The following is a 15,254-nucleotide window of genomic DNA, read 5'->3' as shown; positions in this document are numbered from 1 at the left end:
TGGCGCACCGGGCTCAGTCGAAGGTGCGGCCCCAGAGCTGGCGCCGGGAGGTCACGCCGAGCTTCGCGAAGACGTTGCCGAGGTGGTAGCTGATGGCCTTCGGCGTGACGTAGAGGGCGGCCGCCACCTCGCGGCTCGTCAGCCCCTGCGCGACGAGGCGGACCACCTCGCGCTCGCGGGGCGTGAGCGAGGCGTGCTCGGCCGAGGACTCCGGGAGCACCGTCGCGGCGGCTGCCGGGAGCGTGTCCGGCACGGTGTCCGCGGCGGTGCGCACGGCGGCCGCCACGTCGTGCACGACGATCGGACCGGTCGTCGTGCGGTCCGGCTCGGGCACCGTCGGGGCGGGTGGCGCCGAGGAGGTCACGCCGGGCACGCCCAGGTCGATCTCGGCGTCGACCCGCACCACCCACGGCGTCGCGCCGAGCCCGGCGAACCCGCGTCGGGCGGTCGCGAGGTCCTCGGCGGCGCTCGCCCAGCCCTGGCGCCGGCCCAGGCGACCGGCCGCCGCGTGCAGGGCCGCGACCTCGATCGGACACGCCGCGGCCTCGCCCGCGCGGACGTCGGCGAGCTCGAGGCCGTCCCGGAAGTGCTCCCGGGCGGCCGGGACGTTCCCGCTGCGGGCGGCGAGCCGCCCGAGCAGCCGGTGCCGGGTGAGCTGGAACCAGAGCGGCGTCCCGGCGGCCGGGAACCCCTGCAGCACCGCGCCCGCCGTCGCGAGCCGTCCCGCGTCGATCGCGACCTCGGCGAGCAGCACCCGCCAGAGCGCGAGCGGCCCGGCCTCGAGGGCGGGCACGGGGCCGTCGGCCAGGTCGCTGAGCACCCGGTACGCCCGCTCGGCGTCGCCGCGGACCTGCGCGACGAAGGCCTCGGCGAGGTCGCGGGTGAACGCCCCGAGGGCGTTCGGCGCGGGCTCCGGGCCGCGCGTCGCCCTCAGGTCGGCCTCGGCGTCGCCGAGTCCGCCGCGCGCGGCCCGGACCACGGACCACATGCCCCGCGCGGCCGGGGCGATCCACGCGCTGCCCGGCTCCTGGGCGGCCGTCGCGCCGACGCGGGCCTCGATCTCGGCCTCGTCCCACCGCCCGGTGCGGAAGGCGGCCTCGGCGAGGAAGAGGTGGACGAGACGGCCCATGGTGGTGGTCGACCCGGCGCGGATCCGGTCGAGTCCGCGGTGGAGGTGGACGTAGGCCGCGGCCGGGTCGCCGGCGGCGAGGTGGAGCCGGCCGCAGACCACGTACAGGTCGGCCCCGTAGACGCCGTCCAGCTGCTCGCCCAGGACGTCGAGCGCGGTGTCCGGTCCCCACCGCAGGGCGCTGCCGACCACCTCGAGGGTGCGCGCACCCTCCCGCAGCCCCGGGTCGTCGGTCAGCTCCGCGACGCTCGCGGCCACCTCGACGGCCCGGGCGCCCCGGCCGTGCAGGACGTGGTGGGCGCCGAGCTTGAGGGCGGCGAGGGCCCTGACCGCGGCACCGGCCTCGGCGTCGGCGAGCGCCGCGGCGAGGGGGACGTACGCGTCCGGGTCGCCGGACTCGAAGGCGAGGGTGCCGAGGGCGAGGTCGCGCGCGCCGCACGCACGGGCCGTGCGCAGCGGCCCCTCGATCGCGCGCAGCCGCGTGACGCTGCCGGCCGACACGAGGTCGACGGCCGCGTCCAGCAGGAAGGCCTCCCGGTCGACGCCGGTGGCGGCCAGCTCGGCGGCCCACAGCCGGAGCGTCGCGGCCTCGTCGTGGTCGTTCTCGGCGTCCGCGGCCGCCCCGAGGGCGCCGGCGACCTCGGGCGACGGGGTGCCCGCCGCGCTGGCCACGGCGTGCGCGAACCCGGTGCGCCCGCCGGTGGCCGCGGCGGCCGTGCAGTGCAGGGCCGCGGCCGTGTCGGGAGGGAGTCCGCGGTAGACGGCGTCGCGGACGAGGCGGTGGGCGAAGCGCAGCTCGACCCGGGGCCCCCGGGCGGTCACGTCCACGAGGCCGGCCGTCGCCGCCTCGGCCGCGGCGGTGGGCGGCGTGCTGCCCGGGGCCACGGCGGCGACCTGCTCGAGCAGGGCCACCGGCGCCGGCCCGCCGAGCACGGCGAGCGCCCCGACGAGGTCCCGGGTCGTGGGCGGGAGCGCGGCGACGGCGTGCCCGACCCGGGCGGCCAGGGTCCGGCGCCCGGCCGGCGACCCGTCGGAGACGAGGACCTCGTCGGGCACCGTGCGCAGCAGCAGCTCGAGGTGGACCGGGTGGCCGCCGGTGGCCGCGGCGAGGCGGGCGGCGGCCGCGTGCCCCAGGGCGGGGGCCGCGGGGCGCCGGGTCGCGGCGAACGCCGCGACCGACGCCGCGTCGAGCCCGCCGACCAGCACGGTGCGCACCTCGGTCGCCACGCCGGCCAGGGCGGTGCCGTCGGGTCCGGAGCCTGCACCGCCGTCGGCGAACAGCCGCGGCCACCACGCGCGGCCCCGGACGGCCAGGCGCGAGGGGTCGGTGGCGGAGGCGAGGACCAGCACGCCCCCGGAGTGCACGCGCCGGAGCAGGTCGGCGAGGACGGTCGCCGACGCCGGGTCGACGTGGTGCAGGTCGTGCAGGGCGAGGACGAGGGGACGGGGTGCGGCCGCCCGGCGGGCCGCGGCGAGCACGTCGGACAGGGCGAGCGCGGACCGGGCGGACGTCGTCCGCTCCGGGGCCACCAGGTCGTCCAGGGCCCGGGCCAGCAGATCCGACGTCGCGTACGCGACCGGGGCGCCGACCGGCTCGGGGGCGACGACGCGGACCACCACGGCCCCCTCCGCGTCGGCCGCGACCTGGTCGCAGAAGGCGTCGGCGATCGTCGTCGTGCCGACGCCGGACTCCCCCGTCAGCAGGATGCGGGCGGCCCGCCCGCGCCGGACGCGGTCGAGCGTCTCGTGCAGACGCGCGATCTCGGCGCCCCGCCCGACGGTGCTCCGGACGCCGACGACGGACACGTTCGGTGACGACTCGTGATCCTCCGTCGTCCTCGACACCCCAGAACCTCCCACCACGGTCTGTTCCGTTGCCACTCGATCGAACGATGGGCTGATTGCACCAGACCTCGGGTATCGAGATCCAGTGACCGCATCGCGTAGTTGCCACTCACTCTAACGGACGTATCCCGGTCAGATGTCTCCCCGAGCGAGTGAGGCACTCGGCCGAACCCTGGGAAGAGTTCCCAGGGTCCCGCGCCGATCGATCGCCCACGATCGAGTTCGAAAGTTGCAGTGCGTGATCAGCCCAGGGAGGCACGGTACGGATGGCCGCTGTCCGCGGGACCGTCGAGCCCGTCAGGTCTGCGTCCGATCGCACCAGTGTGAGCAGCGCCTCGTCGGAGGTGGTGCTGCGTGATCTGCCCGCACCCCGCTCCGCCGGACGCGAGCACCCGCTGGACCGCCCGCCGGTGCGACCGCTCCTCGGGTTCCGCCGGGCGGGATCGATCCAGGCGTGGATGCTGGTCCTCCCCCTCGACGCCGCCATGACCGCGCTGCCGATGGCCTGGAACCCGCACTACTGGAAGGCCTTCGCCGCCCTCTCGGTGATCACCGTCGTCCTGGTGTGCGGGGGCGGGCGCTACCGGGCGCGCCTGCACCTGTCGGTGCTCGACGAGCTGCCGGCGCTCCTCGGGCGGCTCCTCGTCGCCATCGCGCTGGTCGCCGCCGTGTTCGCGGTCCGCCACGACAACGTGGGGGTCACCGAGTTCGTCCTGACCTCGCTCGCGTCGGTGGGGCTGGTGGTGGTCGGACGCGCCATCTCGACCGCGGTGGTGCTCGCCGCCCGCCGTCGGCGGATCGTCGCCCACCGCACCCTGCTCGTCGGCGGCGGCGAGCTCTCCGGCGAGGTCGCCACGCTGCTCGACCGCTACGCCCGCTACGGCCTGGCGGTGGCCGGCTACGTCGACACCCTCCCGGGGCCGGCCTCGGCCCGCGTGCCGTGGCTCGGCACGCTGGACGACCTCGACGCCCTCGTGGCGGAGCACGGGGTCGACGTGCTGCTCGTCGGGGACGGCGCCTTCCGCGAGGAGGACCTGCTCGACCGCGTCCGGACGCCGGCCACCCAGGACTGCGACCTGCTGGTCGTGCCGCGCCTGCACGCCTTCGCCACGGCGACGGGCCAGAGCGACCACATCGGGTCGCTGCCGGTGATGCGGATCCGCACCCCCGCCCTGGACGGCCCGGCCTGGGCGTTGAAGCGGGCGGTGGACGTCGTCGCCTCCTCGCTGGCGCTGCTGCTCCTCTCCCCCGTGCTGGTGGCGTGCGCGCTCGCCGTGCGGTGGGAGGGCGGCCCGGATGTCCTGTTCCGCCAGGTGCGGGTCGGCCGCGACGGCCGACGCTTCGAGTGCCTGAAGTTCCGCTCCATGCGCCCCGCGACGTCGGCCGAGGGCGACACACGGTGGTCGATCGCCCAGGACGACCGGGTGGGCCCGGTCGGTCGGGTGCTCCGGGCGACCTCGCTCGACGAGCTGCCCCAGCTGGTCAACATCCTGCGCGGGGAGATGACGATCGTCGGCCCGCGTCCGGAGCGCCCGCACTTCGTCGAACGCTTCTCCGCCGAGCATCCGCGCTACGGTCACCGGCACCGCGTGCCCGCGGGTCTGACCGGTCTGGCGCAGGTGTCCGGCCTGCGCGGCGACACCCCGATCTCGGACCGCGCGCGCTTCGACAACTACTACATCGAGAACTGGTCCCTGTGGCTCGACGCGAAGGTGCTGCTGCGCACGGTCTCCGAGGTGCTGTTCGCCAAGGGGCGGTGAGTCCTTCCCGACGGCGGGTGCTGGGGACGATGGCGGCCGCGGGCGCGGCCGTCGTCGGGACCGCGGCCTGTGCCTCGGTGTTCGGGTCCCGGCCCACCGGGCCGCCCGCCGCCGACCCCGACCTGCCGCGTCCCTCCGGTGCGCCCCGGCAGCAGGGCACGGTGGTCGACGTCCGCGCCGCGGGCGCGACCGGGGACGGCGTCACCGACGACGCCCCGGCCTTCGCGCGGGCGCTCGCGCAGGCCCGGGCGGGCGACACCGTGTTCGTGCCGGCCGGCACCTACCACCTCGTGCCGGCCCGGTCCCTCGTCGTGCCGCCGGGGGTCCTGCTCGCCGGCGAGCCCGGCCGCTCGGTGCTGCGGATGACGCCCCGGGCGACGGCGGCGATCGAGGTCCGCGGGGCCGACTGCGCGCTCGACGGGCTGGAGCTCGCCCGGGCCGGGGACGTCGAGACCGTGCTGCTGCGGGTGGGTCAGGTGGACCGGCTCACGCTCTCCCGCCTGGTGTTCTCCGGGGCGACGGACGTGTACGGGTCGTTCTGCCACGGGATCCAGCTCGGTGTCGACGGCGACACCTCGACCGCCCTGACGTTGACCGACTCGCTGCTCCACCGGCTCACCTACGGGCTCTACCAGGCCAACGACTCGCGCGCGGTGACGACGGGCGTGGCGGTCGACGGGTGCACCTTCGCCCGCAACGCCAACACCGACCTGGAGTTCAACAGCCCCAGCGGGTCCTTCCGACAGGTCCGGGTGCGCGGGTGCACCTTCCGCGACAACGACTCCCCCGGCTTCGCCGTCGGGATCGCCTACTGCGCCGACGTCGCGGTCTCCGGCTGCACCATGGCGAACTACCGGATGGAGGCCGTGCACGTCGAGGACTGGTCCTCCGACGTCACCGTCAGCGGGAACCGGATGACGGCCTGCGGGCTCTCCGAGTACGCCTTCGTGCAGATCATCCAGGGCTGCAGCCGGGTGGTGGTGCGCGGCAACACCTTCGACGCGACCGCCAACACCTCCGAGATCGCGGTGGTCAACGCGCTCGCGGGCGGCCGCGGCAGCTCCGCGGGCGGGCGGCCCGTGGTCCCGCCGACCGCGGTGACGGTGACCGGCAACGAGTTCCGGTGCTCCTCCGACGTCACCGCCGTCGCCTTCCTCGGGGTCGACGGCGGGGCGATCACCGGGAACCGCATCTCCGGGCTCGCCCTCGACGACGCCCTCGACCTCGACGGCGCGACCCGGGTCGCGGTCGGGTCGAACGCCGCGGTCTGAGCCGCGCTCAGCGCACCGCGCGCTCGGCGGCGGCCAGCACGTCGTCGGCCGTGCGCTTCGGCGACGCGGCCTCCTCGGGGACGTCCTCGGTCCACCCGGTCCACGCCGCCCGCGCGGCCTCGAGGCCCCGGTGGACACCCGTGGCGTCGGGTTCGACGACCCAGGCACCCTCGACGCCGGCCAGGTTCTCCGCGATCCCGGCCCGGGAGGAGACCACGACCTGCAGCCCGGCCACCTGCGCCTCGAGGGCGGTGAAGCCGTAGACCTCCTCGGTGGAGGGCAGCACCAGCGTCTGGCTGCGGGCGAGGACCTCGACGACGCCGGGCTCGTCGAGGAACCCGAGGAACCGCACCCGGTCGAGCACGCCGAGCGCGCGGGCCTGGTCCTCGAGGGCCGCGCGGTCGACGCCGTCGCCCGCCACGTCCAGGGTGGGCTCGCCGTCGAGCCGGGAGAACGCGTCGAGCAGCGTGTGGACGTTCTTGCGCGGGATCAGCTGGCCGATGACCGCGAAGCGGTGCCGGGCGGCCTCCGGGCCCCGCCCCGCGCCCGAGGCCCGGCGCAGCTCGCGCGGGCGGGCGCCGAAGGCCTCGAGGTCGATCGAGTTGACCGACTCGACGATGCGGTCGCGGGCCACGCCGGTGTGCAGCGCGGCGTCGCGCGCGGAGGGTCCGGGCACGACGACCGCCCCGGCGCGGGTGAACAGGCGCTGCCGCAGCCAGGCCACCGGGCCGCGGTCGAACTGGCGCGAGTCCAGCGTCGACTCGGAGAAGATCACGTACGGCACGCCCCGCCGGTGCGCGCGCAGCATCGTCCACGCGCTCGCCACCTGGGCCCAGGTCGGGATCACGACGACGTCCGCCGCGTCGAGCACCTGCCGGGTGATCCCCGGCCGCAGGGCCGCCTGGTAGGAGTCGAGGCGCCGGGCGAGCGGGCGCGGCAACGGGATCGGCACGGAGGGGAGGACACCGGACGAGTAGCCCGGGTGCGGCCGGAAGCGGAAGTGCCGCTCGGGCTCCTCGGCGAAGAGGAAGTGCACCCGGAAGTCGCACCGGTCCGCGAGCTCGCAGAACAGGGGTTCGCGGTACGGCGCCTGGGCGTCCGTGAGCCACGCGATCTTCATGCCCTCGTCCCGTCGTCGTGACCTACGGTGTCCGTCACCGGTTGATTATGGTTCAACCGAGGGAGTTGACCATCGGGATGTGGCACAGATGGCTGTGAATCCTTCGGGTTCGGACGGAGCGTCACCAAACGGGCGTGCACGGGTCGCCGTGCTCGAACTCGATGCGCTCGGGCACCGGCTGCGCTACGTGCGGCTGCTGCTGACGGCGTCGGACCGCGTGCCGTTGCTGCTCGTCCCGCCGGCCGTGCGCGCCTCCCCCGAGTTCGCCGAACACCTCGCCGACGTCCCCGCCGAGGTGGTGGAGGTGCCGGACGACCGGAGGGCCGCGGTGCGCGCCGCCGTGGACACCGCCGTCGCCGCCCGGGCCCGGCTCGTGGTGCCGGACGGCGACAAGAACGTCGCCCCGCTCCTGCTCGCCCTCGCCCGGAGCCGGCCGCCCGCGGTGTCGGTGCTGCTGATGCGGACGGTGCTGCCCGGCGGCTCCGAGCACACCACCCCGGGGATGGCCCTGAAGCCGCCGCTGGCGTGGCTGCTCGCCCGGCTGCCGCACGTGCGGGTCCGGTTCCTCACCGACGCGTTCGGCGTCGTCGTGCGCCGGCGCGGCTTCCCCGGGATCCAGCCCGTGCGCGACCCCGTCGTCCCGGACGACCGCGACGCCCCGGCGCGGGAGCCCGACGCGCCGTTCCGCCTCGGCGTGTTCGGGGTGATCAGCGCCCGGAAGAACGTGCCCCTGCTGCTGGCGGCGCTCGAGCGGGTGCCCGACGTGCACCTCGTGCTGGCCGGCCGGTGCGACCCCGACGTCACCGCCGCCCTCGCCGCCTCCGGGCTCGACCCCGAGCGGCTGCACGTCGACGACCGCCTGCTCAGCGAGGCGGAGTTCGACGCGGCCGTCGCGGGGGTCGACGCGGTCGCCGTGCTCCACGACAACGACGCCCCGAGCGGGATCGTCGCCGAGGCCGCCGCCCGCGGCGTCCCGGTGCTCGGCCCTGCCCGTGGCTGGGCCTCGAGCATGGTGACGGGGACCGGGATCGGCGAGGTCGCCGAGGTCACCGGGCCCGACGCGGTCACCGGCGTGGCCGACGCGGTCCGCCGTCTGGTCACCACTCGTGAGCGACGCGCCGCGGCGGCGCGCCGGGCCCGGGCCCGGCTCGGCACCGAGGACTTCGTCCGAGGACTGCTCGGCGACGTGTCGTGACCGACGACCCGGAGCAGTAGGCGTTTCTTCACCCGTTCGTTAGTCTGTTCGGCGGACAATGACCCACCGTGCCCACCAGGGGGAGGTGACGACGGGTGACCACGCTCTCGGCGGGACGGGCACCCGCCGTCCGCTCGCGCCGGGGTAGCGCGACCACCCCGCGCGTCCCCGCCGCCGTCCCCGCCGGGCTGCTGCTGGCCACGCTGCCGCTCCTGCGCCCCGGCACGCTCGGGGAGTACACGGCGCTCATCGGCTGCGGGGTCGCGCTGGCCGCCGGCGTCGCGGCCATGCTGCGCCGGGAGACCGCCCCGACCCGCCCGGTGCGGGCGGTCTCGGCGCTCCTCGCGCTGCTGGTCGCCGCCTACCTGTGGCTCGTCCTGCACACGGTGTGGGTCGAGGACCTGATCCGCATCCGCAGCCAGTTCCAGGACTTCGCGCTGACGATCGGCTCGGTCGTGGCCGCGGTCCTGGTGCTGAACGACCCGAAGGCCCGGCTCGCACTGGGCCGCGGCTTCGTGCTGGTGCTGTGCGCGATCGGCGCGCTGTGGTTGGTCACGGCCCTGTGGTGGGCCGTGGCCGGCGTCGGCACCGGACAGATCGCGACGATCCCGGTGGGTACCGTCGGCCCCCAGCCGGTCTACCTCCCCTTCACCGTCAGCTACTCGACCTCCTCGGTGTTCGGGATGGACGTGCCGCGGCTGACCGGCATCGGGCGCGAGTCCGGCTGGATGGCCATGTACTGCGCCGCGGGCTGGTTCCTCGCCGAGGCCGTCGGCTACCGGTCGTGGCTGGTCCGGGGCCTGATCCTGGCCGGCCTGATCGGCACGCTCTCGACGGCGGGCTTCGGCGTCTTCGTCGTCGTCCTCGCCGTCGAGGGCTTCCTGCGTCCGCGCGGCGGCATCGGCCTCGGCGGGTTCCTGCGCCAGGTGGGCGGGCTCGGGGCCATCGTCGGGGCGGCGTGGATCGCGCTCTACGCCCCGGTGTTCGGGCTGCAGGCCAAGCAGACCTCCAACGAGGCCTCGCTCGACGAGCGCTCGGACGCCACCGAGGCCGGCATCCGCGCGCTCACGACGAAGCCGTGGGGTGGGCAGGGCACCGAGAAGCAGGCCGGGATCAACCTCATCTCGGACGTCGCCGTGAACGGCCTGCCCTTCGTCCTGCTCGTGACCGCGGCGCTGCTCGTGCCGCTGCTGCTCGTCCGCCCCGCTCCGGGGACCCGCGGGCGCGCCGCCCCCGTCGCCCTCGTCGTGTTCGCGACGCTCCTGCTCTCGCAGCCGGCGGCCGCGTCGACGTGGGTCTTCATCCTCGTCGCCCTGGCCCTCGCCTGCGACGACCTGACCGAGGCCGAGCGCCGCGCGCCCGGTGACCTCCTGCCCCGCCGGCTCCAACGCCGGCTCGGAATCCGCGAGACCAGTGGAGCCGCATCGTGAACGCCCGCGAGTACTGGACCGTGTTGCGTGAGGACCGCCTGCTCGTCGGCGGCATCGTCGTCGTCTGCGTGGCGATCGCCGCCGCCGTGGCGCTGCTGCTGCCGCGCACCTACACGTCGAACGCCGTGTTCTACGTGGCCGCGCAACAGACGGCGTCGAGCTCGACCGAGTCCTACCAGGGCGCGCAGCTCTCCACCGAGCGCGTGAAGTCCTACACCGAGCTGATCACCGGGCCGCGTGTCGCCGCGGACGCCTCCGCCCTGCTCGGCGGCACCCCCACCGCGGACGAGATCCAGAACTCGGTGAGCGCGGACGCGGTGGCCGAGACCGTCGTGCTCAACGTCGGGATCACCCGGCCCACCCCCGAGGACGCCCAGCTGGTCGGCACCGCCGTGACCACGGCGTTCACCCGCCTGGTCAACAGCATCGAGTCGACCGGTCAGGCCGTGAACCGCCCGGTGGTGTCGACCGAGCTGATCTACCCGCCGACGCTGCCGGTCTACCCGGCCGGCCCGGGCACGACGATGCTGCTGGCCGCCGGTCTGCTGGCGGGCGTCGTGCTCGGGGTCGGTGCGGCGCTCGGGCGCCGTGCGCTGCGGCGGGCCGTGGACTCCGCCGAGGTGCTGGGCGAGGGACTCGACACGCCGGTCCTGGCCTCGGTGCCCGCGCTCGCCCGTCGTCCGGAACGGCCCGCGCTGCTCGCCGAGCCGGTCGCGGGACGACGGGGACGGGCCGCCGCGCGGGCCCGGGACCGGGCCGCCGCCGTGCGTCGACTGCGCACCGCGCTGGTGGCGGGGGCGGGCGACCGGCGCTGCCTCGTCGTCACCGGCGTGCGCTCCGAGCAGGGCACGACGACGGTGGCCGTGGACCTCGCGGTCGCCCTGGCCCTGGCCGGGGAGTCGGTGGTGCTGGTGGACGCCGACCTGCAGCGACCGGCCGTGGCCGCGGCGCTGGGGCTGCCGGAGGAGCCGGGACTGTCGGACACGCTGCGGGCGAAGCGCGTCTCGGGCGGCGTGGTCGGCGTGCAACGGTTCGCCGCGGGGTCGTTCGACGTGATCACCGCCGGGTCGGCCGTCGAGCGCCCGGGCGAGGTGTGGGGCTCGGCCGCGGGCGCCGCCGTGCTGACGGCGCTGCGGTCCACGTACGGCTGGGTCCTGCTCGACGCCTCGCCGCTGAGCGGCAGCCCGGCCACGCTCGACCTGGCCCGCCTCGCCGACGGCGTCGTCGTCGTCGCACGCCGCGGGTCCGCGCGGCCGGAGGACCTCGACGCCGCCGCGGCCGGCCTGCGCACCGTGGAGGCCGCCGCCGTCGGCGCGGTGTTCACGTTCGCCGTGGACGTCCCGGAGGCACCGGTCGAGACGCGCAAGGCCCTTCCCGCGGGGCGCACCGCGCCGCAGCCGATCGAGAAGCCGGCCGCGAAGCCGGTCGAGAAGCCGGTCGAGAAGCCGGTGGAGGTCGCTGAGAAGCCGGCCCCGGCCGAGCCGTCGGAGCCTGCCGAGTCGGCGGTTGCGGAGAAGGTCGCCCCCGAGCCCGTGCCCGCGTCCGCCGCTGTGTCCGAGCCGGTGTCCGAGCCGGTGTCCGAGCCCGCCGCGTCGAAGCCGGCCGCGTCGAAGCCGGCCGCGTCCGAGCCGGCCCGGCAGCCGGTCCGGGCGACGCCGGTCGTGGACCCGTCGGCCGCCGGTTCGGTCACGGGCCGTATCCCGGCCCGCAACGGGTCGGCGTCGACGGTGCCGGCCACCCCGGCCGCGCCCGCGGTCCCCGCGGCGCGCAACGGGGCGACACCGCTCACCGCCCCCGCCGAGCCGACGCCCGCCGAGCCGGCCTCCGCCGAGCACGTCCCGGCCGAGCCGGCGCAGGCCGAGCCCGAGGCTCCCGAGCCGACCGCATCCGTCGTCGGGAACGGGTCCCGGCGGCGGGGCCACCGGCGGGTCACCTCCTCGTGGCAGGTGCCGACGCAGGCCCCGGAGCCGACCGAGCCCGAGCCCGAGCCGCGGACCAACGGCAACGGCACGAACGGTCACAGCACCAACGGCAACGGCACCAACGGGCACACGACCACCGGCCGGCGTCGTCGCCGCGCGGTGCGCCCGACCCCGACCTCGTCGTGAACCCCGACCGCGGGGCCGCCCGGCCCCGCGGTCAGGGGCTCTCGGCGTCCGTGGCGGCGGCCGGAGCGGCCGCCATGGCGTCGTCGCGGCGGGCGCGCCGGGCGCCGAGGCCGAGCAGCACGAAGATGACGAGCTGGCTGATCACGTAGCCGACGGCCGCCCAGACGGCGCCGCCGAGCATCGAGAGCACGAAGGTCGCCACCAGCCCGACGCCGAGACCGATCGCAATGCCCACCGCGACCGTCTGCGGGCGACCCCGGTTCTGCAGGATCACGGCGAACGGCTGGTTCAGGGTCACGATCACGGCGCCGACGGCCAGGACGGCGAACACCGTGCCGGAGCTGCGGTACTGCTCCCCCAGCAGCAGGGGGATCACCGGCGGCCCGACGACGGCCAGCAGCAACGGGGCCAGACACAGCGCGAGGCTCACGCGCAGCACCCGTCGTTCCTCGCCCCGCAGCGCCGTCGGGTCGGTGCCGGCCCGCGCGAGCCACGGCCCGGCCACGAGCCCGACCGAGTTGGCCAGGAAGTTCAGCGGCCCGATCAGCCGTCCGGCCGCGGCGTAGAGGCCGCCCTCGTAGGCACCGTCACCCGCCGTCACCAGGGGGGTGTCGAGCTGCTGGGCCGAGACCGCCAACGTCGCCATGCCGTACCCGACCGACTCGCGGTGCGCGGCGACCATCTCGCCGGCGGTGCCGCGGTGACGCTCGGTCGCCCGGCCCAGGAACACGCGGTCGAGGACGGCCTCGAGGAAGAACGAGACGGGGATGGCGGTGGCGAGCGCGTAGTCGCCGGCCCCGGCGAGCGCGAGCACCAGGACCGCGACGAGTCCGCCGACCCGGCCGACGATCTGCCCGGTCGACGCCTTCGCGAAGCGCTCCCGGGCCCGCAGCAGCCCGTTCGCGTTCTGGGCCTCCCAGATCCCCGCGCCCACGAGTGCGAGAAGCAGGCCCACCCCCGCCGACGGGGCCAGGAGGAGGCTGGATGCGGTCCCGACGAAGAGCAGCAGGGCCAGTGCCCAGGGCCGCTTGGCCGCCGTGACGGCGCGGGCCCGGTCGGTGGTGATCCGCCCGGACGCCGTTTCGCGGACCAGGTAGTTGATGAGCCCGAAGTCGACGACGGTCGCCGCCACCTGACCGATGGCGGCGCACGTCGCGATGAGACCGAGGGTCGTCGGGGACATCGAGCGCGCGCCGACCACGAAGGTCAGCCCGAGCACGATCTGCCCGGCGACGAGCGCGCCCGCCACACCCCCGACGCGCCCCAGGAAGAGCCCCAGCCCGCCCTTCATCGGGCGGCGTCGAGATCCTTCAGCTCGGCCTCGACCATGATGCGGGCGAGTTGGTCGGGCATGGTCTGCGCCTTCCAGCCCAGTTCCTTCTCCGCCTTGGTGGCGTCGCCGATCAGGGCGTCGACCTCGGTGGGGCGCAGGTAGGTCTCGTCGAAGCGGACGTGCTTGTCCCACTCGAGGTCGACCGCCCCGAAGCAGTACTGCACCCACTCGCGGACCGTGGTCGCGGTCCCGGTCGCGAGCACGTAGTCATCACCCTGCTCGGCCTGCAGCATCCGCCACATGCCCTCCACGTACTCCGGGGCGTAGCCCCAGTCCCGGACCGCGTCCAGGTTGCCCAGGTAGACGAACTGCTCCTTGCCCTGCGCGATCCGCGCCGCCGCACGGGCGATCTTGCGGGTCACGAACGTCTCCCCGCGGCGCGGGGACTCGTGGTTGAACAGGATCCCGTTCACCGCGAACATCCCGTGCGCCTCACGGTAGTTCCGCGCCATCCAGTAGCCGTAGACCTTCGCCGCCCCGTAGGGGCTGCGCGGGTAGAACGGGGTCTGTTCGTTCTGCGGCGGCGGGGTCGCCCCGAACATCTCCGAGCTCGACGCCTGGTAGTAGCGGGTCTCGATCCCCACCATGCGGATCGCCTCGAGCAGCCGCGCCGTGCCGACCCCGGTGGTGTTGCCGGTGTACTCCGGCTCGTCGAAGCTCACGCGCACGTGCGACTGCGCCGCCAGGTGATACACCTCGTCGGGACGGACCTTCTCGATCAACGTCACCAGACGCGAGGAGTCGGTCAGGTCGCCGTAGTGCAGCACCAGACGCTGGTCCGGGTCGTGCGGGTCCTGGTACAGGTGCTCGATCCGACCCGTGTTGAAGGTGCTCGAACGGCGGATGATGCCGTGCACCTCGTAGCCCTTCGACAGCAACAACTCGGTCAGGTACGACCCGTCCTGACCGGTGATACCGGTGATCAGCGCCCGCTTCATCGAGCTCCCTCGTTCACGTAGTTGTCCAGGTACCAGCGGTAGGTCGCGGCCAGGCCCTCGATGAGCCCGATCCGGGGCTTCCACCCCGTCGCCGCGATCCTCGAGACGTCCAGCACCTTGCGCGGCGTCCCGTCCGGACGCGACGTGTCGTAGACGATGTCCCCCGCGAAACCCACCGTCCGGGCGACGGCCGACGCCAACTCGGCGATCGTCACGTCCTCACCGGTCCCGACGTTGATCGGCGCCGGATCGTCGTAGGCCTCCAGCAGGTGCACACACGCCGCCGCCAGATCATCGACGTGCAGGAACTCCCGCCGCGGCGTCCCCGTGCCCCACACCGTCACCGTCGCGTCCCCGTTCACGGTGGCCTCGTGGAACTTCCGGATCAACGCCGGCAGCACGTGACTGGACTCCAGGTCGAAGTTGTCCCCCGGCCCGTACAGGTTCGTCGGCATCGCCGAGATCCACCGCCGGTCGTACTCCCGCCGGTAGGACTGCACCCCCATGATCCCGGCGATCTTCGCGATCGCATAGGCGTCGTTGGTCGGCTCCAACGCCCCCGTCAACAGCGAGTCCTCCCGGATCGGCTGCTCCGCGAACTTCGGGTAGATGCACGACGAGCCCAGGAACAGCAGCCGCTCCGTCCCCGCCGCGTGCGCCGCGTCCAGCAGATTCGCCTGGATCCGCAGGTTGTCGTGCAGGAACTCCACCGGCCGCGCGTTGTTCGCCGCGATCCCGCCCACCCGGGCGGCCGCGTCCACCACCACCGCCGGCGCCGCGGCCGTGACGAACTCGCGCGCCGCATCCGCGTCCCGCAGATCCACCTGCGCCGACCGCGCCCCCACCACGTCCGAGAACCCCGCTGCCCCCAACGCCCGCACCACCGCCGACCCGACCAGCCCCCCGGACCCGGCCACCAGCACCCGCGCGGAACGATCCAGCTCGTCCATACCCGAGAAGGTAGCGGAGAGTGGCGGCCCCGTGAGCGGCTAGTCCATCCGTAGCGCATCACACTTCCGGCGGTCGCGGGCCGACGCGGACGGTGGACGACGCCCTCGCGCAGGGCGCCGCCGGTTGGTGCACTCGGCGTACTGCGTCCAATGCTCTGCCGTGGACGGCGACGGG

General features: G+C 75.2%; 10 protein-coding genes. 5 read left to right on the top strand and 5 right to left on the bottom strand.

Translation table 11 applies throughout. The features are described 5' to 3' along the window. Nucleotides 1-13: 13 nt before the first annotated feature. Nucleotides 14-2,935 (bottom strand): AAA family ATPase, encoded by a 2,922-nt coding sequence (locus ACQPYX_RS10160; RefSeq protein ID WP_433802784.1) that lies wholly within the window; start codon nt 2,933-2,935, stop codon nt 14-16. A gap of 362 nt (nt 2,936-3,297) precedes the next feature. Between ACQPYX_RS10160 and ACQPYX_RS10155 the strand changes: the two genes are divergently transcribed. After that, the gene (locus ACQPYX_RS10155; protein WP_433802783.1) at nt 3,298-4,734 is read left to right on the top strand and encodes a sugar transferase; all 1,437 of its coding nucleotides are present in this window, start codon (nt 3,298-3,300) and stop codon (nt 4,732-4,734) included. Then, nucleotides 4,731-6,005, top strand: coding sequence for a right-handed parallel beta-helix repeat-containing protein (locus ACQPYX_RS10150; RefSeq protein WP_433802782.1), 1,275 nt, complete (start codon nt 4,731-4,733; stop codon nt 6,003-6,005). The genes ACQPYX_RS10155 and ACQPYX_RS10150 overlap by 4 nt, the downstream gene beginning before the upstream one ends. Before the next feature lie 7 nt (nt 6,006-6,012). Here ACQPYX_RS10150 and ACQPYX_RS10145 read toward each other — a convergent pair whose 3' ends face one another. Then, complete coding sequence (locus ACQPYX_RS10145) at nt 6,013-7,125, bottom strand: glycosyltransferase (protein ID WP_433802781.1); 1,113 nt, start codon at nt 7,123-7,125, stop codon at nt 6,013-6,015. A gap of 148 nt (nt 7,126-7,273) precedes the next feature. Here ACQPYX_RS10145 and ACQPYX_RS10140 point away from each other — a divergent pair, with 148 nt between their 5' ends. The 3 genes from ACQPYX_RS10140 to ACQPYX_RS10130 all read left to right on the top strand — a co-directional run bounded on the left by ACQPYX_RS10140 (nt 7,274) and on the right by ACQPYX_RS10130 (nt 11,858). Further along, nucleotides 7,274-8,320 (top strand): hypothetical protein, encoded by a 1,047-nt coding sequence (locus tag ACQPYX_RS10140; RefSeq protein ID WP_433802780.1) that lies wholly within the window; start codon nt 7,274-7,276, stop codon nt 8,318-8,320. A gap of 95 nt (nt 8,321-8,415) precedes the next feature. Further along, the gene (locus ACQPYX_RS10135; RefSeq protein ID WP_433802779.1) at nt 8,416-9,750 is read left to right on the top strand and encodes a hypothetical protein; all 1,335 of its coding nucleotides are present in this window, start codon (nt 8,416-8,418) and stop codon (nt 9,748-9,750) included. Then, on the top strand, nt 9,747-11,858 hold the full coding sequence (locus tag ACQPYX_RS10130) for a Wzz/FepE/Etk N-terminal domain-containing protein (protein ID WP_433802778.1): 2,112 nt from the start codon (nt 9,747-9,749) through the stop codon (nt 11,856-11,858). Before ACQPYX_RS10135 ends, ACQPYX_RS10130 begins: the two co-directional genes overlap by 4 nt. Nucleotides 11,859-11,889: 31 nt before the next feature. Here ACQPYX_RS10130 and ACQPYX_RS10125 read toward each other — a convergent pair whose 3' ends face one another. Genes ACQPYX_RS10125 through ACQPYX_RS10115 form a run of 3 tightly spaced genes read right to left on the bottom strand, consistent with a single transcriptional unit; the run spans nt 11,890 to nt 15,079 of the window. Further along, nucleotides 11,890-13,149 (bottom strand): lipopolysaccharide biosynthesis protein, encoded by a 1,260-nt coding sequence (locus tag ACQPYX_RS10125; protein WP_433802777.1) that lies wholly within the window; start codon nt 13,147-13,149, stop codon nt 11,890-11,892. Next, nucleotides 13,146-14,129: a GDP-mannose 4,6-dehydratase gene (gmd, locus tag ACQPYX_RS10120; RefSeq protein WP_433802776.1), complete on the bottom strand. Its 984-nt coding sequence runs from the start codon at nt 14,127-14,129 to the stop codon at nt 13,146-13,148. Before gmd ends, ACQPYX_RS10125 begins: the two co-directional genes overlap by 4 nt. Further along, nucleotides 14,126-15,079: a GDP-L-fucose synthase family protein gene (locus ACQPYX_RS10115; protein WP_433802775.1), complete on the bottom strand. Its 954-nt coding sequence runs from the start codon at nt 15,077-15,079 to the stop codon at nt 14,126-14,128. The genes gmd and ACQPYX_RS10115 overlap by 4 nt, the downstream gene beginning before the upstream one ends. Between the last annotated feature and the right edge of the window lie 175 nt (nt 15,080-15,254).

Origin of the sequence: Actinomycetospora sp. CA-084318 (assembly GCF_050955885.1) — a bacterium.
Lineage (GTDB): Bacteria > Actinomycetota > Actinomycetes > Mycobacteriales > Pseudonocardiaceae > Actinomycetospora.
This window is presented reverse-complemented; position numbering and strand designations above follow the sequence as displayed.